The 18,351-nt window shown below is 68.1% G+C and carries 16 protein-coding genes; 10 read left to right on the top strand and 6 right to left on the bottom strand.

Going from position 1 to position 18,351, the window contains the following annotated elements:
• Positions 1-98 precede the first annotated feature (98 nt).
• Both miaB and MPLG2_RS07405 read left to right on the top strand, forming a co-directional pair.
• Positions 99-1,559: a tRNA (N6-isopentenyl adenosine(37)-C2)-methylthiotransferase MiaB gene (miaB, locus tag MPLG2_RS07410; RefSeq protein ID WP_105185573.1), complete on the top strand. Its 1,461-nt coding sequence runs from the start codon at positions 99-101 to the stop codon at positions 1,557-1,559.
• Positions 1,560-1,632: 73 nt separating this feature from the next.
• Positions 1,633-2,100 carry a hypothetical protein gene (locus MPLG2_RS07405; RefSeq protein WP_158680954.1) on the top strand — a complete coding sequence of 156 codons (468 nt, stop codon included), beginning with the start codon at positions 1,633-1,635 and terminating at the stop codon, positions 2,098-2,100.
• Between the two features lie 92 nt (positions 2,101-2,192).
• Here the strand turns inward: MPLG2_RS07405 and gabT are convergent, their stop codons facing one another.
• Positions 2,193-3,530, bottom strand: coding sequence for a 4-aminobutyrate--2-oxoglutarate transaminase (gene gabT, locus MPLG2_RS07400; RefSeq protein ID WP_105187543.1), 1,338 nt, complete (start codon positions 3,528-3,530; stop codon positions 2,193-2,195).
• A gap of 310 nt (positions 3,531-3,840) precedes the next feature.
• Between gabT and MPLG2_RS07395 the strand changes: the two genes are divergently transcribed.
• Positions 3,841-4,722, top strand: a complete 882-nt coding sequence (locus MPLG2_RS07395; protein ID WP_105185571.1) for a LysR family transcriptional regulator — start codon at positions 3,841-3,843, stop codon at positions 4,720-4,722.
• A gap of 102 nt (positions 4,723-4,824) precedes the next feature.
• Here the strand turns inward: MPLG2_RS07395 and MPLG2_RS07390 are convergent, their stop codons facing one another.
• Positions 4,825-6,270 (bottom strand): gamma-aminobutyraldehyde dehydrogenase, encoded by a 1,446-nt coding sequence (locus MPLG2_RS07390; RefSeq protein WP_105185570.1) that lies wholly within the window; start codon positions 6,268-6,270, stop codon positions 4,825-4,827.
• A gap of 345 nt (positions 6,271-6,615) precedes the next feature.
• A complete protein-coding gene (locus MPLG2_RS07385) occupies positions 6,616-6,810 on the bottom strand; it encodes an antitoxin (RefSeq protein ID WP_105185569.1) in 195 nt (64 codons plus the stop codon).
• 107 nt (positions 6,811-6,917) lie between these two features.
• Here MPLG2_RS07385 and miaA point away from each other — a divergent pair, with 107 nt between their 5' ends.
• From miaA to MPLG2_RS07355, 6 genes are all read left to right on the top strand, one after another.
• Positions 6,918-7,835 carry a tRNA (adenosine(37)-N6)-dimethylallyltransferase MiaA gene (gene miaA, locus MPLG2_RS07380; RefSeq protein ID WP_231935902.1) on the top strand — a complete coding sequence of 306 codons (918 nt, stop codon included), beginning with the start codon at positions 6,918-6,920 and terminating at the stop codon, positions 7,833-7,835.
• Positions 7,836-7,867: 32 nt separating this feature from the next.
• Positions 7,868-8,677: a diaminopimelate epimerase gene (gene dapF / locus MPLG2_RS07375; protein ID WP_105185568.1), complete on the top strand. Its 810-nt coding sequence runs from the start codon at positions 7,868-7,870 to the stop codon at positions 8,675-8,677.
• A complete protein-coding gene (gene hflX / locus MPLG2_RS07370) occupies positions 8,674-10,092 on the top strand; it encodes a GTPase HflX (RefSeq protein ID WP_231935901.1) in 1,419 nt (472 codons plus the stop codon). The genes dapF and hflX overlap by 4 nt, the downstream gene beginning before the upstream one ends.
• A 276-nt stretch (positions 10,093-10,368) precedes the next feature.
• A complete protein-coding gene (locus tag MPLG2_RS07365) occupies positions 10,369-10,770 on the top strand; it encodes an MFS transporter (RefSeq protein ID WP_105185567.1) in 402 nt (133 codons plus the stop codon).
• Positions 10,771-11,015: 245 nt separating this feature from the next.
• Positions 11,016-12,938, top strand: a complete 1,923-nt coding sequence (locus tag MPLG2_RS07360; RefSeq protein WP_105187540.1) for an ATP-dependent DNA helicase — start codon at positions 11,016-11,018, stop codon at positions 12,936-12,938.
• A 460-nt stretch (positions 12,939-13,398) separates the two neighbouring features.
• Positions 13,399-14,583, top strand: coding sequence for an MFS transporter (locus MPLG2_RS07355; RefSeq protein ID WP_105185566.1), 1,185 nt, complete (start codon positions 13,399-13,401; stop codon positions 14,581-14,583).
• Positions 14,584-14,751: 168 nt separating this feature from the next.
• Here MPLG2_RS07355 and MPLG2_RS07350 read toward each other — a convergent pair whose 3' ends face one another.
• The 3 genes from MPLG2_RS07350 to lexA form a co-directional block, all read right to left on the bottom strand.
• Complete coding sequence (locus MPLG2_RS07350; RefSeq protein ID WP_105185565.1) at positions 14,752-16,161, bottom strand: ElyC/SanA/YdcF family protein; 1,410 nt, start codon at positions 16,159-16,161, stop codon at positions 14,752-14,754.
• A 402-nt stretch (positions 16,162-16,563) separates the two neighbouring features.
• Positions 16,564-16,824 (bottom strand): DUF167 domain-containing protein, encoded by a 261-nt coding sequence (locus tag MPLG2_RS07345; protein ID WP_105185564.1) that lies wholly within the window; start codon positions 16,822-16,824, stop codon positions 16,564-16,566.
• 9 nt (positions 16,825-16,833) lie between these two features.
• Complete coding sequence (gene lexA / locus MPLG2_RS07340; RefSeq protein WP_408632053.1) at positions 16,834-17,676, bottom strand: transcriptional repressor LexA; 843 nt, start codon at positions 17,674-17,676, stop codon at positions 16,834-16,836.
• A gap of 279 nt (positions 17,677-17,955) precedes the next feature.
• On the opposite strand from lexA, the gene MPLG2_RS18400 reads away from it, so the two are divergent.
• Positions 17,956-18,321, top strand: a complete 366-nt coding sequence (locus MPLG2_RS18400) for a hypothetical protein (RefSeq protein ID WP_158680953.1) — start codon at positions 17,956-17,958, stop codon at positions 18,319-18,321.
• Positions 18,322-18,351: the final 30 nt, after the last annotated feature.

Genomic DNA, 18,351 nt, shown 5'->3' with positions numbered 1-18,351 from the left:
CATCCTCCGCATCCGCCCCTCCCCGGAAGCCGGTTGGGTCGGGTCGTTCCCCAGGGCTGCGGCGCTCACCGACTCAGCCGGTAAGCTAACGCCCCGAGATGACGACTACCGCCCAGACCCGCACCTACCAGGTGGTCACCTACGGCTGCCAGATGAACGTTCACGACTCCGAACGGATCGCTGGGCTGCTCGAAGACGCCGGTTACGCCCCCCACCCCGAGGGCGAGCAAGCCGATCTGGTCGTGTTCAACACCTGCGCGGTCAGAGAGAACGCCGACAACCGGCTCTACGGCAACCTCGGGCACCTGGCGCCGGTGAAGGCATCGCACCCGGGCATGCAGATAGCGGTCGGCGGCTGCATGGCGCAGAAGGACCGCGACACCATCACGAACCGCGCCCCCTGGGTCGACGTGGTGTTCGGCACCCACAACATCGGCAAGCTGCCGATTCTGCTCGAGCGGGCACGCATCGAGCAGGAGGCGCAGGTCGAGATCGTCGAGGCATTGGAGGCCTTTCCGTCCACGCTGCCAGCCCGGCGCGAGTCGCCCTACTCGGCGTGGGTGTCGATCAGCGTGGGCTGCAACAACACCTGCACGTTCTGCATCGTGCCGCAGTTGCGCGGCAAAGAGACCGATCGCCGTCCGGGTGACGTGCTGGCCGAGATTCAGGCCCTGGTGGACGACGGGGTGCAAGAGATCACCCTGCTGGGCCAGAACGTGAACACCTACGGTGTCGAGTTCGGCGACCGGCTCGCGTTCGGCAAGCTGCTGCGCGCGTGCGGCACGATCGACGGCCTCGAGCGCGTCCGGTTCACCTCGCCGCACCCGGCCGCCTTCACCGACGACGTCATCGCCGCCATGGCCGAAACGCCCAACGTGATGCCCAGCCTGCACATGCCGCTGCAATCGGGCTCTGACAAGGTGCTCAAGGCGATGCGCCGGTCGTACCGATCGGAGCGCTACCTCGGCATCATCGAACGGGTGCGCGCCGCCATGCCGCACGCCGCGATCACCACCGACATCATCGTCGGCTTTCCGGGCGAAACCGAAGCCGACTTCGCCGAAACCCTACGGGTGGCCGAGGCGTCACGGTTCGCGGCGGCATTCACCTTTCAGTACTCGATCAGGCCAGGTACGCCCGCGGCGACCATGCCCGGCCAGGTGCCCAAGCAGGTCGTGCAAGAGCGTTACGAGCGGCTCGTCGAGCTGGTCGGCGACCTGGCGTGGCGCGAGAACAAGTCGCTGGTCGGCACCGAGGTCGAGGTCATGTTCGCCGCCGGCGAGGGCAGAAAGGACGCCGCCACCGCCCGGGTGTCGGGCCGCGCCCGCGACAACCGGCTGGTGCACGTGAGTGTGCCGGAGGGGGCAGAGCGTCCGCGCCCGGGTGATCTGGGCGTGGCCGAGATCACCTACGCCGCCCCGCATCATCTGGTGGCCGACGGGGGAGTGAGGGGTCTGCGGCGCACCCGCGGCGGTGACGCCTGGGATGCCCGCAACACCCCGCAGAAGCGTCTGGTCGGCCTCGGCCTGCCCACGCGCGCCGCAGCCGCGGCTGGTTGACCGGCGGGGCCGGTGCCGCCACCATCGGCCGCTAGCCTGACGTGGTCGAGAGGAGCCACCCATGATGACCTTGATGAACCTTGTGTACGCGTTGCCCCTTGTGATCGCGTTGGTGATCGCCGGAGCCGTGGTGCATGGACGGGTGATGGGCACGGCCCGCACGCTGATGTGGAGTGGTATCGCGGCGGTGTGTCTGACCCGGTTGGCGGGAATGTTCCTGCCAGCGCTCGTCACCGGTGGGTCGATGGTGGCGTACGGGGTCGCCAACCTGATTCTGAACGTGCTGGCCACGGTGGGCATCGTGCTGCTGGTGGTCGCCGTCGGGGTGGCCGCGCGGGCAGTCCCGGGCGGCGGTGCGTACCCGGGTCCGCAGAGTTGGCAGCAGTCCGGTAGCGAAACAACGGGCTTTCCGACCCTCGGCGCAAGCCAGCCGAATCAGTACCCACAGGCCAGTAGGTATGGACACTCGCAGCCGTCGAACCCGCAGGCGCCGCAGCAGACCGACTGGACGAATCCGGGCGGTTACGGCCACCGGCCCTGACAATCTCGCATCGGTTCAGGCACGGTTCCCTCGACGCATGAGGACGGTGCCGGGCCGCCGACAAGTCGACGCCCAGACCTCCGTGCCGTCCGTCAGTCGCCGGTGACCTCGGCGAACGCTTCGGCGATCACGTCCAGGCCCTCGTGCAAGAGGTCGTCGCTGATGCTGAGTGGCGGCAGAAAGCGGAACACGTTGCCGAACGACCCGGCGGTCAGCACCACCAGTCCGCGGGCGTGACACGCTCGGGCGACCGCGCCGGTCAGCGCGGGGTCCGGTTCTTTGGTGCCGGGTCGCACCAGTTCGACCGCCATCATGGCACCACGACCGCGAAGGTCGCCGATGGCCGGGTAGCGCTGGGCCAGCTCGCCCAAGCGGTCGCGGAAGATCCGCTCGATCTGCCGCGCGCGCCCCGGCAGGTCGTTGGTCTGCATCTCTTCGATGGCGCCCAGCGCGGCCGCGCAGGCCACCGGATTGCCGCCGTAGGTGCCGCCGAGGCCGCCGGGGTGCACGGCGTCCATCAGTTCGGCGCGGCCGGTGACTGCGGCCAGCGGCAACCCGCCGGCGATGCCCTTGGCAGTGGTGATCAGGTCGGGCACTACGCCTTCGTGGTCGCAGGCGAACCAGTCACCGGTGCGGCAGAAGCCGCTTTGAATCTCGTCGGCGATGAACACAGCGCCGTTGTCGCGGCACCACTGCGCAAGCCGTGGCAGAAAGCCGTCCGGTGGCACGATGAAGCCACCCTCGCCCTGAATCGGTTCGATGATCACCGCCGCCACCTGGTTCTCGCCCACCTGCACGTGCACCAGCGATTCGAACTGAGCGAACGCCTCGTCCGTGACGTGCTCGGCATCGCCAGGCCAGCGGTAGGGGTAGGCCATCGGCACGCGGTAGATGTCGGACGCGAAGGGCCCGAACCCATGCTTGTAGGGCATGTCTTTGGCGGTGAGCGCCATGGTCAGGTTGGTGCGGCCGTGGTAGGCGTGGTCGAAGCACACCACGGCGGTGCGTCCGGTGGCCACGCGCGCGATCTTGATGGCGTTCTCGACCGCCTCGGCGCCCGAGTTGAACAGGGCCGACTTCTTGGCGTGATCGCCCGGGGTGAGTTCGGCGAGCTTTTCGGCCACCTCGACGTAGCCCTCGTAGGGGGTGACCATGAAGCAGGTGTGGGTGAACTTCTGCACTGCCTCGTGCGCGCGTCGCACGACAGCCGGCGCAGCGTTGCCGACCGTTGTCACGGCGATGCCCGAGCCGAAGTCGATCAAGTGGTTGCCGTCGGCGTCGACCAGAATGCCGCCGCCGGCTTCGACGATGTAGGCCGGCAGGGTGGTCGCGACGCCGTGGGCGACGCTGGCCTGCTTACGGCTCGCCAACTCGAGTGAACGCGGCCCCGGTACGGCGGTGACCAGGCGGCGACGCTGCTCAATGGGCATGACGAACTCCTCGCGGTTGAGCGGATGGTTCAATCGTGCTGCCGCCGCTGCCATGCTGTCGAATACTCGTCAGCTAACCAAATCATGCTTGGTGAGCATAGAGTGGGGCGCTCTGAACCGGAATGGGGACGGTTCTTTGATACAGATCGAGAACCGTCCCCTGAGCCAGATCGAGAACCGTCCCCTGAGCCAGATCGAGAACCGTCCCCTGAGCCAGATCGAGAACCGTCCCCTGAGCCAGAAGTAGAACCGTCCCCTGAGCCAGAAGTAGAACCGTCCCCGTTCCGGCTCAAAGTGAAGGAGGCATCGCATGGAGTTGCGCACGATCGGGTACTTCGTGGCCGTGGCAGACGCCGGCTCGGTCAGCGCTGCGACCCGGCTCACCCACATCACTCAGCCGTCCCTCTCGCGGCAACTGCGACAGCTCGAACGTGAACTCGGGCTCGAGCTCTTCACCCGACAGGACGGACGGCTGACGCTCACCCCCGCGGGGCGCCAGTTTCTGCCCGTCGCCCGCGATCTGTTGAGCCGAGCGGACGCCACCCGCGCCGCCGCCGCGCGCATTCGTGCCGGCAGCCTGCCCACCGTCACTGTCGCGGCGCCCGCCGTCACCCTGAACGACATCGTGGCGCCCTTCTTCGCCACTTTCGGCCCCGACGACCCGATGCCCCGAGTGCTGCCCCTGGACGCATCCGACGAGTACGGCGCGCTCGACCGGGGTGCAGACCTGGTGATCGGCACCCGTCCACCGTCGGGCACCACAGCTCGGACGCCGTTGGCGAGCTTTCCGGTGAACGCCTACGTGCGGGCTGATCACGAGTGGGCGGGTCGTCGTGAGGTGACGCTGGCCGAGCTGGTCGAGCACGACCTGCTGGTGCCCACGCCCGAGAGTCACGCGCGGCGAGCCTTCGACGCAGCGGTGGAAACGGCAGGGCTGCCGGTGCGGCTCACGGAGTTCAGCTCGTCGCAGGTGGCACAGGCCGTCGCGGCCGCCGGGCGGGGCATCGCCGTGGTGTCGGACGACCCGCGCTACGACCTCGTCCGCCTGCTCGTCACCACCGGTTCGGGCGACGTGCTACGCATCGGTCTGCACGCCGCCTGGTCGCCGCATCACCACGGCGCCGCCCACCTGGCAGTGCTCGTTCAGCGGCTGCGCCGCTTCGTTCGCGACCGCTACGACCAGCCGCGGTAGGGGACCGATCGCGAGCCGCCGCTCTGGTTGAGGTTGGGGAAACCCCTAGCCGAAGTGGCCAAAGGAGGTCTCGACAAGATCGAACGGCGACGATCGGCGGCCTCAGCCCTCGAAGCCGTGGTAGTGCATCACGTGCTTGATGCGCGTGTAGTCCTCCAGGCTGTACAGGCTCAGGTCCTTGCCGTAGCCCGAATGCTTGAACCCGCCGTGCGGCATCTCGGCGACCAGCGGAATGTGGGTGTTCACCCACACGCAGCCGAAGTCGAGCCGCATCGACAGCCGCGCGGCGGTACCCACGTTGGTCGTCCACACCGACGACGCCAGCCCGTACTCGGTGTCGTTGGCCATCGCCACGGCTTCGTTCTCGTCGCCGAACTTCTGCACGGTGATCACCGGGCCGAACACCTCGGTGCGAATCAGCTCGTCACTTTGCTGCAGGTCGGCCACCACGGTGGGCTCGTAGAAGAACCCGTCGCCGGCCACCTGACGCCCACCGGTCACCACGTTGGCGTGGCTGGGTGCGCGCTCGACCAGCCCCGAAATGTGCGCCAGTTGGCGGGGGTTGTTGATCGGGCCGTAGAGAATGTCTTCGTCGTCGGGGTTCCAGCCGGTGCGGGTCGCGGCCGCCGCCTTGGCCAGTTCGGCCACGAACTCGTCGTAGACGCCCGCCTGGCACAGCACCCGGGTGGCCGCTGTGCAGTCCTGCCCGGCGTTGAACAGCCCCGCCACCGAGATGCCCTCGATCGCCGCGGCCAGGTCGACGTCGTCGAACACCACCACGGGGGCCTTGCCGCCGAGTTCGAGGTGCGCGACCTTGAGGTCGGCGGCCGCGGCCGTGGCCACTGCCATGCCGGCCCGCGTCGAACCGGTGATCGACACCATGCGCGGAATGGGGTGCGCCGTCAGCGCCGCGCCGGTCTCGCGGTCGCCGCACACCAGGTTGACCACGCCCGCGGGCAGAATGTCCTGCAGCTTCTCGGCCAGCCACACCGAGCTCGCCGGGGTGGTGTCGGACGGCTTCAGCACCACCGTGTTGCCCGCCGCCAAGGCCGGGGCGAGTTTCCAGATCGCCATCATCATCGGGTAGTTCCACGGCGTCACCTGGCCCACCGGTCCGATCGGCTCGCGCCTGATCGATGAGGTGAAGCCCTTCATGTACTCGCCCTGGGCCCGTCCGTCGAGCACCCGGGCCGCACCGGCGAAGAACCGCACCTGATCGACCATCGGGCCGATCTCTTCTGACGCGGTCAGGTTGCGGGGCTTGCCGGTGTTCTCGATCTCGATGTCGACCAGTTCATCGGCGTTGCCCTCGATCACGTCGGCGAGGGCGAGCAAGGCCGCCTGTCGTTCGCTCGGCGTGCTCCAGCGCCACGACTCGAAAGCATCGGCCGCGGCGGTGAAGGCCGCGTCGACGTCGGCCTCACCCGACTTGGGGGACGTCGCGTACACCTGCCCGGTGCTCGGGTTCACGATGTCGAGGGTCTCGCCCGAAGCCGACGGACGTGCCTGCCCGTCGATGATGTTGTGCAGAACCTTGAGGTCGGTCACCGGATTCCTCTCGACGGTGGGTGAATGCGGCCGGCCCGCGCGGACGTGGCCGGGCACCGTTCAGACACAAGGCTGGCCCGGCCGCTTCATGCGGTCAAAGACCTTCATAGCATGCCGATCATGCTCGACAGGCATTGTTGTCGGGGCACCCCTGCGGCATCAAGTCGACGTGGCTGCCTTTGTGACACCCAACTGCCTGCACGCAGGCAGCAACGTGCTCCAAAGGCAGTGACGTTGGCTGATCGGACGCTGCGGGGCCGCCCAGCGTGCGGACGCGAAGACGGGGCCGGGCTCACTGAGCCCGGCCCCGTCGATAGATAGCTGATTCGTTCGACGATCAATCGATCAGCTCTTCAGAGCCTCCTGGTCGCCCGCGAAGGCGTTGAGTTGATCCTTCAGGAAGTCCTGTACCTGATCGACCTGGCCCGCGTACTTTCCGTCCGTCTTCGAGTCGATGAAGTCACCACCTTTGTCGATGGCGCCCTCGATCTGATCGTCATGGCCGGAAACCGCGCCCTTGATCTGGTCGACGAAGTCCATTTGGCCCCCTTTCTCTCCAACGTCCGGTTCACGCCCGGTTCGTTCACATTCTTACTCCCTTCGCGCCCGCTAGCCAAGGGTCTGCGGTCGTGCGGCACAATGAGCGGGTGTCGACCCCCCTGCTCGTGCTCAACGGGCCCACGGCCAGCGGCAAAAGCACCTTGGCGGTTCGGTTGGCGCAGGAACTGACGGCAGCGGGTCGTCCGGCTGAAATCGTCAACGCCGACTCGATGCTGGTGTACCGGGGCATGAACATCGGTACCGCGAAACCCACCATGGCCGAGCGCGGCGGTGTGGTGCACCACCTGATCGACGTTCTCGAGGTCGACCAGGTAGCCAGCGTCGCGACCTTTCAGCAGTTGGCCAGGGCCGCCATCGCCGACTGCCGGCATCGTGGCGTGATTCCGCTGCTGGTCGGTGGCTCGGCACTGTACGTGCACGCGATCGTCGACGACTTCGAGTTCCCCGGCACCGACCCTGCCGTGCGCGCCCGACTCGAAGCCGAACTGGACGCCTTGGGCGCCGAGCAGCTCTATCGGCGGCTCGTCGAGCGAGCCCCTGAGGCCGCGGCCGACATACTGCCGGGCAACGCACGGCGCATCGTCCGGGCGCTGGAGGTGCTCGAACTCACCGGGTCGTGGCGGGCGCGGCTGCCCGAGTGGAACTACGCGATCGCCGACGTTCAGCAGTGGGGGCTCGAACTGCCGCGCGAACAACTCGACCAGCGCATCGAGGCTCGGGTTCAGCGCATGTGGGCCGACGGCCTGGTCGCCGAGGTGCGAGGGTTGGCCGAACGTGGCCTGCGCCAGGGACGGACGGCCTCACGCGCCCTGGGTTACCGCCAGGTGCTCGCGCTGCTCGACGGCGAACTCACCGAAGCCGAAGCCATCGAGCAGACCATCAGCGGCACCCGGAGATTCGCCCGCAAGCAACTCGGCTGGTTTCGCCGCGACCCACGCATTCGCTGGCTGCCCGCCACCGAACCCGGGCTCGCCGAACACCTGGCCATGACCCTGCCGGTTTGACCGGCGCCGCCGCCGTGGGATGCAATTCGGCAATGCTCGCCTTTGCCAAGGGTCACGGCACGCTGAACGACTTCGTCTGCTTCAGCGACCCCGACGGACGGCTCGAGCTGACCGATGAGCAGTTGCGCTTTCTGTGCGACCGGCGGGCCGGCATCGGCGGTGACGGTACGCTGCGGGCCGTCCGGGCAGCGCACGTGCCCGGGTATCAGCAGCACGGCGACCTGTGGTTCATGGACTACCGCAACGCCGACGCCTCGATCGCCGAGATGTGCGGCAACGGGCTACGGGTGTTTCTGGCCTACCTGCTCGACCAAGGCCTGATCGACGCGAGGCCCATCGACATCGTCACCCGGGCCGGGGTGCTGCATGGCGAGTTTCTGCCCGATGGCCGGATTCGGGTGACCATGGGGGTGCCGACCATCGCTGCCGAGCACGTGCCGGTCACCGCCGGCGGGCGTGAGTTCTCGGCGGCCGTGGTCGACGTCGGCAACCCGCACGCAGCGGTCGTGCTGGCCCCGGGCGAGCTCGCCGGCATCGATCTCGAACGCGAGCCGGGCTACCCGTCCGACACCTACCCGAACCGGGCCAACGTCGAGTTCATCGAGTTCGTCGGCCCCCAGCACGTGCGCATGCGGGTGTGGGAACGCGGCGTGGGTGAGACCTTCTCGTGCGGCACCGGCACGGTGGCCGCCGCGGTGGCGGCGGCCGCCTCGGTGGGTGAACGGACGGGCACGTGGCGGGTCGACCCGCCCGGCGGCACCCTGCAGGTCGACCTCACGCCCGAACAGGCCTACCTCACCGGCCCCGCCGTCATCGTGGCGCATGGCAAGGTGGCGGTGTGACCGATCTGAGCTACGACGACGCCGACGACCCCGAGGTCGTCGACTACGACGGCGACCAACTCGACCTGGCCGAGCGGCTCTCGCTGCGCCGGGTGGCCGGCATGTCGACCCAGTTGGCCGACATCACCGAGGTCGAGTACCGCGACCTGCAACTCGAGCGCGTGGTGCTGGTCAGCGTGTGGACGCAGGGCACCCAGGCCGACGTCGACAACGCCTTGGCCGAACTCAAGCTGTTGGCCGAAACGGCCGGCTCAGACGTGCTCGAGGCATTGGTGCAGCGTCGCAGCCACCCAGACCCGGCCACCTTCATCGGCCGCGGCAAGGTCGACGAGCTGCGCGAGGTGGTGATGGCCACCGGCGCCGACACGGTGATCTGCGACGGCGAACTCGAACCCGCGCAACTGCGCAACCTCGAAGACCGGGTGCGGGTCAAGGTGATCGATCGCACCGCGCTGATTCTCGACATCTTCGCCCAACACGCCAAGAGCGCCGAGGGCAAGGCGCAGGTCGAACTGGCCCAGTTGCAGTACCTGCGGCAGCGGCTGCGGGGTTGGGGTGGCAACCTGTCGCGGCAGGCCGGTGGACGAGCGGCGGGCGGCGCCGGCATCGGTGGTCGCGGCCCTGGTGAAACCAAGATCGAAACCGATCGCCGTCGCATTCGCATTCGCATTCAGATGCTGCGTAAGCGGCTGCGTGAGATGGACGAGGTCCGCGCCACCAAGCGTCAGGAGCGGCAACGCAACGACGTGCCGTCCGTGGCCATCGTGGGGTACACCAACGCCGGCAAGTCGTCACTGCTCAACCGGCTGACCGGCGCCGGCGTGCTGGTCGAGGACGCCCTGTTCGCCACCCTCGACCCCACCACCCGGCGTTCGGAGAGCTCCGACGGGCGCATCTACACCCTCACCGACACGGTCGGCTTCGTGCGCCACCTGCCCCACGACCTGGTCGAGGCGTTTCGCTCGACACTGGAAGAATCGGTGCTGGCCGACCTGTTGCTGCACGTGGTCGACGGCTCCGACCCCGACCCCGAGGGCCAGATTCGCGCCGTGCGCACCGTGCTGGGCGAGATCGGCGCCTCAGACGTCGCCGAACAGCTGGTGATCAACAAGATCGACCGCGCCGACGCCGCCGCGCTGACCGCGCTGCGCAGCCAGTACCCCGATGCGGTCTTCGTGTCGGCGCGCACCGGCGCCGGCCTGCCCGAACTCAAGGAGCGGGTCGAGCAGCGGTTGCCCCGGCCGCCGGTCGCGGTGCGGGCGCTGGTGCCCTACGACCGCGGCGACCTGGTGAACAAGATCCACCAGTTCGGCGAGTTCGTGTCACAGGAGCACACCCCCGACGGCACCCTGCTCGACGTGCGCGTCAACCCCGACCTGGCCGCCGAACTGGCCGCGTTTGTGGTCGCTGACTAGCTGATTCGTTCTCAGCGCGAGCGCCCGGGTGAACCGTTCGCTCGACCGGTGCGCTGTGGGTTCGGGTTCTACCGCCTGTGCTCACCCCCGCTGGGTTGGTCTGCGGGCCCGCTTCTGTATGCTTCCCCCAGTCGTCGCGAAACATCCTGCTGATGAACATGGGCTTCTTCGGAATCCAGTTCAGCTTCGGCATCACTCAGACCGCGATGAGCCGGCTGTTCAGCGCCATGGGCGCCACGGCCCACGACCTGCCGATTCTCACCGATCATGGGCTGAATGATCAGACCCGTCATCGGGCCGGCCAGGGGCGTCGCGATGGCTCGCACCAACGAGCTGACCCCGCCGGCTTGGGAGCTCGAAGAGATCGCCAACAGCAAGGGCGGCCCGGGTGTGGTGTTCCGTGACCTCGGTGACGCCGTCAAGACCATGCCCGCCGCCATGCACAAGCTGGGCTTCGTCTTCGGCTTCCAGTGGTACGCGATGTTCATCTACTGGCAGTTCGTGTCGCTGAGCGTGGGCGAGTCGGTGTTCGGCGTCACCCCCGACCAGAAGGAAGCCTTTCAGCAGGCCGCCGGCTGGTCGGGCCTGATGAACGCCAGCTACAACGCGGTCACCATGATCGCGGCGTGGGCGCTCGCGACGGGGGCAACCTCGGTGTGGTCGCCGACCAGGTGTTGAAGTCGGCCACGTGCGACGTGATCGTGGTTCGCACCGACGAAACCGCAGGAGTCTGAGCGGGGCGGAACGCCACTACCGCACCGGGGCCCGCGTGAACCGTGGCCGGTCGGCTCGCCCGGCCGGCCACGGTCTTTGTCTGCGTTGACCGGTAGGTTGAACCGGTGCCCGAGACAGACATCGCCGAGGCGATCCTCGCCGCCGCGGTGGCGGGTATCGAGGGTGCGCAACGTCCCGGCCAGCACCAGATGGCGGCGGCGGTCGGCGAGGCTCTGGCCGGTGGTGATCATCTGCTGGTGCAGGCCGGTACGGGCACCGGCAAGTCGCTGGGCTACCTGGCCCCGGCGCTGGCTCAACTGGTGCAGGCGCCCGACGATCGCATCGTGGTGGCCACCGCCACCCTGGCCCTGCAGGCGCAGCTTGCCCGCAAAGACATTCCCACCGCACTCGCGGCGTGCGAACAGGTGACCGGACGGTCGGTGAAGCACGCGATCTTGAAGGGCCGCACGAACTACGCCTGTCTGTATCGGGTGCGCGACGGGCTGGGCCTCGAGCAGGAGTCGTTGATCGGCGGTCCCGAGCTCGTCGAGGCACTGACCGCGTCGGCCCCGGACGCCTCGTCGAAGGTCGGGGCAGAGGTGGTCGCGCTGCGCGAGTGGGTCGAGACCGAGGCCCGTGCCAAGGGTCTGGCCGATCGTGACGACGCGCCCAGCCACGGCAACCAGTCGTGGACGCAGGTCTCGATACCGGTGCGCGAGTGCCTCGGGGTGCAGCGCTGCCCCTACGGCGGGGAGTGTTTCGTCGAGCGGTCGCGCGACCGGGCCCGGGCCGCGCAGTTGGTGGTGACCAACCACGCGCTGCTGGCCATCGACGCCATGCACGGCGGCACGGCGCTACCCGAGCACGACGGCGTGATCATCGACGAGGCCCATGAGCTGGTCAGCCGCGTCACCGGGGCCGCGTCGCACGAACTCAGCCCGCAAACGATCGAACGGGTCGCCCGGCGCTGCCTGCCCTGGCTCGACGACGACCTCGGCCTGGACTTTCTCGACTGCGCCGACACCCTCAAGACGGCATTGGACGATGCCCCGCTCGATCGTGTCGAGGACCCCGACGGTGGGCTCGGGGTGGCGCTCCGGCTGGTTCGTGACGTTGCCCGCCGGGTGACCTCGGCACTCGGTGGTGACGAGACCGACAACGACCGCAAGCAGGCCGCCGCCGCCGCTAAAGAGGTCTTCGACGTCGCGGGGCAGTTGGCCGCCATGGCCGCCCACGACGTGGTGTGGGTGTCGGAGCGGGAGCGGTTCGGACGGCAGGTGAATCAGTCGCCGCTGTCGGTGGCCGGCCTGATGCGCGAGGGTATTTTCGCCAAGCGCCCGGCGGTGCTCACCTCGGCCACGCTCACGATCGGCGGCAACTTCGATGCCGTGGCGGCCTCGGTGGGCCTCACGGAGCCGTACCAGGCCGACGACGGCGCCGAACCCGAGCTGCCGCGGTGGCGCGGGCTCGACGTCGGCTCACCGTTCGACTACCGGGCGCAGGGCATTCTCTACGTTGCGCGTTCGCTGCCGCCGCCCGGCCGCGACGGCATCGGCCCCGACACGCTCGCCGAGGTCGCCGAGCTGGTGTGGGCCGCCGGCGGTCGCACGCTGGGTCTGTTCGCCTCGCAGCGCGCGGCCGAGGCGGCGGCACTGCACTGCCGGCGCGAACTGCCGGCCATGACGATTCTGTGCCAGGGCGACGCCCAGTTGGGCGAGCTCACCCGCACGTTCGTCGCAGAGCCCGAAACCAGCCTGTTCGGCACACTCTCGCTGTGGCAGGGCGTCGACGTTCCGGGCGACACGTGCCGGCTCGTGATCATCGACAAGATTCCGTTCCCGCGGCCCGACGACCCGTTGCTGCAGGCCAGGCAGCGAGCCGTCGCCGAGCGGGGCGGCAACGGCTTCATGACCGTCGCGGCCACGCATGCCGCACTGCTGCTGGCTCAGGGTTCTGGACGGCTGATCCGCCGGCTGACCGACAAGGGCGTGGTGGCGGTGCTCGACCCGCGACTGGTCACCGCCCGCTACGGCAGCTTTCTGCGCGCGTCCATGCCCGATTTCTGGCCGACCACCGACCGTGAGGTGGCGATTGGCGCGCTGCAGCGGCTGGAGAAGCCACCCGAGGCGTAGCACCCGACGCCCGCGCTCGGCGGTGCTTGCCGGGTACGAATCCGCCACGGCCGGTTGTCCGACCCCCCTCGCCGGTGAAACACATGGCAACTGATGTCGCGGTGCCGCCCCGATGGGTTGCCATTGGATCACCCAAACGCAAGGTAGCGATGGCATCCCGGTCCAACGATGCGCCGGGGGTGGCGAGAGGAAACGAGCAACATGACGCAGAACAGCAATCTGGGCGAAGACGATCCGCTCGAGGTGATCGGCGCGACGCCCGCTGAGACCCCGACCGGCACGGTGTTGACGAGCCAACCTTCCGACGACGACCTGGACCCCGAAGAGAAGGACTTCGTGATGCCTCGCGGCCGCGTGGGTGGCACCATTGCCCTCGGCGTGTCGCAGGCGGTGGACAACTCCGAAGGTGGAGTGTCGAAGACATTCTTCCCGCAGATCATGCTCGCGTTCGGGCTGGGCGATGCTGCCGATCGCCCGCTCGCTCTTCGGCCCGATCTGGGCACTGGTGGCCGACCGGTTCGGCCGCAAGCGCGTGCTGTTCATCGTCACCGGACTCTGGGGCCTGTGGACGGTGGCGACCGGCTTCGCCAACAGCTGGACGATGCTGCTCGTGCTGTACTCGATCGCGCTGATCGGCACGGTGGCGTCCGAACCCATCTTGAACGGTCTGCTGGGCTCGCTGTACCGCCGCTCCGAGCGTGGGCGCGCCTACGGCCTGGTGCGGGCCACCGGCGCCATCATTGGCTTCATCATCACCCCGCTGATCGGCCAGTTCGGTGCGAACCCCGAGGGCTGGCGGTACGCCATGATCGCCATGGGCATCACCTCGGTGGTGTCGGGCTTTCTGATCCTGTGGTTCGTGCACGAGCCTGAGAAGGTGACCGGCGCCGACGAACTCTCGACCGAGATGAAGTCGGATGCGGGCCTGTTCAAGCTGTCGGACGCGGCCAAGCTGTTCAAGATTCCGACCCTGGCCGCCATGGCGCCCATGCTGCTGTTCGTCAGTTCGCTGGTGATCTTCGGCTTCCAGGCCCAGTTCTGGGCCCGCGACCTCGGCTACGGCGTCACCAACGCCGCCTACCTGGCCACCGTGCAGGGCATCGGTTCGTTCTTGTCGGCGCTGCTGGGTGGCTACCTCGGCGACGTGTTCAATAAGCGCTTCGGTGACAAGGGCCGGGTGCTGCTGTTCCAGCTCTACGCGGTGTCGTTCGCGGTCATGACCTACATCACGTTCCAGATGGCTTCGCTCTTCGACTCCGACGTGTCCAAGGGCACCGGTCAGACCGTGACCAACGACCCGAGCATCGGCTACTACGTGGTCGTGTTTCTCATGGGCCTGGTGTTCTCGATCGGCTTCTCGGGTTGCGTGCTGCCCATGGTGTCGTCGGTGGCGCCCAAGCAGTTGTCGGCCACCGCGTTCGCCGTGCTGTTCTCGTTGATTCAGGGCGCGATCACCGCGGCGCTGAGCCTTTCGCTGGGCGCGATCTCGCAGGCCATCGGCAGCCTGCAGTTGACGCTGCTGTGGTTCGGCTCCGTGCCGTACATCATCAACGCCATCTACTGGTTCATCTTCTACAAGACCTACCCCCGCGACGTGGCGCTGCAGCGGCAGCGCACCAAGCTCATCGAGCAGGGTCAGTTCTGAGTCACTGCACCAAGCGGGTCGAGGCGGTTGCCGCCTCGGCCCGCTTGGGCGTTCGGCCCGAAGGGGTGGCCGGGTCGAGACCCGGTCGTTGGTCGAGCCTGTCGCGACCCCTGTGTGGATGGCATCGGCACACTGAGGCAGCGCTGGGTGACCAGCTAACCGGCGCTCTCAGCCCTTCACGATGATGATGACTGACTCGTACGAGGCCGTGATGCGCGCGTCGCCCCGATAGCGGGCTGTCAGCCGGTGGCTGCCGGCGGTGGCGATGGTGGGGTAGCGAAAGGCCGCCACCCCGTGCTTGGCCGAGCCCAGCATGACGTCGCCCACGCGCACGCCGTCGAGGTAGAAGCGCACCGAACCTTTGGGCGTCACGCCGGCGACCTGCGATTTCACGGTGGCGGTGAGCGTCACCCGGGTTCGTGACCGGGTCGCCGTGGCTGCGGACGGCTTGGCCGTGGTCACGCTCGCGGCCTTGGTGACCCGGTAGTCGCACCGGCCGGTGAGCGTGACTCCGCGATAGGTGTAGCTCACCGTGGCGCGGCGGGTGCCCACCGCTGCGGTGTCGAAGCCGGTGACCTTGGCGCTGACCGGTTGGCTGTAGGTGCCCTTGTTGAACACGGCCCGGGTGACCAGGCCCTTGGTGTTCACCTTCTGGCCCACGTGATAGCTCAGGGTGCTGGGCGGGGTCACCTGCAGCGCGGTTAAGGTGAGCTTCGCGGGCTTCTTCGCCACCAGCGCCCGGTACTGCGAAAGCACCGAGAACAGTGACGCCACGTTCTCGGCGGCTATTTTCACCGAACTGGCCCTCAACTGGCCGTGGCCCGCGCGGGCCATGTCGATGTGGGCCAGGTTTGCCAGCCTCTTGATGCCCCACGACCGACCGGTGCGCTCTTGCACCAGCACCTCGGCCGCTTCGAACAGCACCGAGGCACGGCGAAGGTGCGACGAGTCAGAGATCAGGCTGTAGCTGGTGTACCCCGAGTCACGGGACAGCAGCTCCATCGAATACTTGGCGTTGCCGATGGTGCTCGACGAGCGGCTCTCGCGCAGTAGCCGAGACGCCTTGACGCCCGCCTTGCGCAGCCAGCGATAGCCGGCCTCGGCCTCGGTGCGGCCGCGACGCGCTGCGCCGCCGCTGATCAGCACCGTGGCGGCCGGGTGAGCCTTGGCCGCCTTGGCGGCCAGCCGCAGCCTGCGCTCGAACTTCGCACTCACTGCTCCCGAGGACTTCAGCCCCGAGCCCAGCACGATGAAGACGTGGCCCTTCTTGGGCAGCCCGCTGGGCACGGCGGTGTTCATCGTCATGGATGCATTGATGCGCGCCCAGGTGCTCACGAAATCAGACCACAAGCGGCCCTCGAACGCCGAGCGAGTGCTGAGTGTTCCGATCATCACGGAACGTTCAGCCGATTGCGCGGTGGCGAAATAGTAGAGGGCTCTGGCCTTGAGTGCCTCGCGGCTCGGCGTGACCACAACGGCGTGCGACGGCAGCGCGCTGACCAGGGCGGAGGCGATGGTGAGGGCGAGCGCCACGACGGCTATCGGCAGCCGAACCAACAATCTCTTCAGGTGAGTCATGGGGGCTGACCTTCCCTGGCTTGGCGACAATTGGGCGCGTGAAAGGCGCGGGCGCCAATACCGGCACTGCCGCCGTATCGACACCAGTCGTGGGTTGATGGGCGAACCACGACTTCTTGCGATTCTGGCATTACCGCCCGGCGGGCTGAGTATTGGTTGAGAGTTCAATGCGCGATGGTCGAGTGTTGGGTGCGTCCTTTTCGAATGCGGTCTGATACGTGCTGCGGCGTGGCTGCCGGCAGCCGTGACCGGGTCGTTTCGGCGAACGCCGGGATCTCACCACGATTCGGCGGCCGCCGCTGACAGCCTGCGCGGTGCTGGTTCGAGCGCGCAGCGCTCGCCGCCACGACGCGCCTCAGTCGTGCAGGCACACCCTGGATCTCGTCTTCGCCGTGCGCCGAGTCAGGTCTCGAGCAATCGGCGAAAAGCCGCCCCGCAGTCGTCGGGAATGTCGATCACCTTGGTTCGACTCGTCGCCCCGGCCACCAAGGTGACGTCTGCAGAACGACTTCCGACGGCCTGGGCCAGAGCCGTCAGTGCGGCGGCAGTGGCGCGCCCATCGATCGCCGGCGCTTGGACGGCCACCACCAGGGTGTCGTCGCCGTAGCTTCCACCCACCCTGGTGCGGCCGGCGCGGGGCTTGACCCGAATCTGCACGCGCACTGGCACCCGCTAGACGCGGCGAAGTACCGCGACCACTTTGCCCAGAATCGACGCCTGGTTGCCGTCGATGGGGGAGTAGGCGGGGTTGTGCGGCAGCAGCCACACTTGCCCTTCGGTGCGCTTGAAGGTCTTCACCGTCGCTTCGTCTTCGAGTAGAGCCGCCACGATGTCGCCGTTGTTGGCGGTGGGCTGCTGACGCACGACCACGAAGTCGCCGTCGCAGATCGCGGCCTCGATCATCGAGTCGCCCTTCACCTCGAGCAGAAACAGCGTGCCGTCGCCCACCAACTGCTTGGGCAGCGGAAAGACGTCTTCGACGCGCTCCTCGGCCAGGATCGGGCCGCCTGCCGCGATGCGACCGACCACGGGCACGTTGACCGCCTCGGGCATCGCGTCGCCGATACCGGTGACATCGACCACATCGAGTTCGGACGCCGGGTCATACCGGCCCTCGGCCTCGGGCTGCGCCGCCCGCGTCACCGATTCGGGCAGCCGTACCTCCATGGCACGCGGGCGATGTGGGTCGCGACGCAGGTAACCCTTGGCCTCGAGCGCCCGCAGCTGGTGCGACACGCTCGAGGGTGAGGCCAAACCTGCGGCCTCACCGATCTCTCGAATGGTGGGCGGGTAACCCCGGGTGCTCACCGCCAGATGAATCAGTTCCAGGATGCGGCGTTGCCGAGGCGTGAGACCCTCGGTGTCGGCCGGGCCGTCGGGCAACTGGGTGATCTTCGCCATCTCCAGTTGCTGGGCGACCTCGGCATTGCTCGGGCGCCCCACGCTCATCTTGGGGGGCTGCTTGGGTGGACGCCCGCGTCGCGGCGTCTTGTCGAATGGATTCCTGCCAGCCATGGATTCAGGGTAGGGAATCGAACATCGCGATTCAAACATCTGTTCGAGCGTGTCGCGAATCATTCGACGGCCCGGTCGAGCTCCCGCCCGGCCGGACCGGGGCGTCCGCGGCCGGTGGTGCGCTGTGGGTGACGTGCCCTGTGAAAACTGTCAGACCCCCCTGGTGGACTGATCACAGGTCGCGACACGCTGGGTACGTCTGTACGAATAGTGCTTGCGCTTCACGTGGTCGCGAGGTAACAATGATCGTCGAACGTATGTTCGAGAAAGAGGTGCGAGATGAGCGCAATGCTGGTTGAGACGGCGCGTACCGACGAGCCGGCCGCCGCCCGGGTATCCACGCCGCCGCGGTGGCGGCACGTCCCTCAGACGCGTGGCCCGGTTGCTCGTCCGGCCCATCCGGCCGGCCCCGGCGGGCGACCCTCTGCGCCTCCTGCGGCGCCGTTGGTGCGCGTGGCACGGCCGGTGGCCGCGCCGATCGCCCAAGGGGTGCAGTTGACCCGCCGCGGGCTCATCGTCGTGATGGGGCTCTTCCTGGGTGTCGTGGCGGCTGCCACGATCACGGCCGTGGCGGCTTTCGTCTCTGTGTCGAACGCCCCCGTGGGTGTTGAGCAGGGCTCGTTGGTGAGCGTCGTTCGCGGCTGAGTCGACGGTTCGCTCAGGCCTGGCGGGCGG

It is taken from the genome of Micropruina glycogenica (assembly GCF_900289045.1).
GTDB classification, from domain to species: domain Bacteria; phylum Actinomycetota; class Actinomycetes; order Propionibacteriales; family Propionibacteriaceae; genus Micropruina; species Micropruina glycogenica.
This window is presented reverse-complemented; position numbering and strand designations above follow the sequence as displayed.

What these genes read in the sequence shown, in the direction of transcription:
- MPLG2_RS07385 (WP_105185569.1), bottom strand. Translation starts at nt 6,810, where the DNA reads ATGGACTTCGTCGACCAGATCAAGGGCGCGGTTTCCGGCCATGACGAT.
- MPLG2_RS07395 (WP_105185571.1), top strand. Translation starts at nt 3,841, where the DNA reads ATGGAGTTGCGCACGATCGGGTACTTCGTGGCCGTGGCAGACGCCGGC.
- lexA (WP_408632053.1), bottom strand. Translation starts at nt 17,676, where the DNA reads ATGGCTGGCAGGAATCCATTCGACAAGACGCCGCGACGCGGGCGTCCA.
- MPLG2_RS07355 (WP_105185566.1), top strand. Translation starts at nt 13,399, where the DNA reads ATGCTGCCGATCGCCCGCTCGCTCTTCGGCCCGATCTGGGCACTGGTG.
- MPLG2_RS07365 (WP_105185567.1), top strand. Translation starts at nt 10,369, where the DNA reads ATGATCAGACCCGTCATCGGGCCGGCCAGGGGCGTCGCGATGGCTCGC.
- MPLG2_RS07360 (WP_105187540.1), top strand. Translation starts at nt 11,016, where the DNA reads ATGGCGGCGGCGGTCGGCGAGGCTCTGGCCGGTGGTGATCATCTGCTG.
- miaB (WP_105185573.1), top strand. Translation starts at nt 99, where the DNA reads ATGACGACTACCGCCCAGACCCGCACCTACCAGGTGGTCACCTACGGC.
- dapF (WP_105185568.1), top strand. Translation starts at nt 7,868, where the DNA reads ATGCTCGCCTTTGCCAAGGGTCACGGCACGCTGAACGACTTCGTCTGC.
- MPLG2_RS07350 (WP_105185565.1), bottom strand. Translation starts at nt 16,161, where the DNA reads ATGACTCACCTGAAGAGATTGTTGGTTCGGCTGCCGATAGCCGTCGTG.
- MPLG2_RS07405 (WP_158680954.1), top strand. Translation starts at nt 1,633, where the DNA reads ATGAACCTTGTGTACGCGTTGCCCCTTGTGATCGCGTTGGTGATCGCC.
- MPLG2_RS18400 (WP_158680953.1), top strand. Translation starts at nt 17,956, where the DNA reads ATGAGCGCAATGCTGGTTGAGACGGCGCGTACCGACGAGCCGGCCGCC.
- gabT (WP_105187543.1), bottom strand. Translation starts at nt 3,530, where the DNA reads ATGCCCATTGAGCAGCGTCGCCGCCTGGTCACCGCCGTACCGGGGCCG.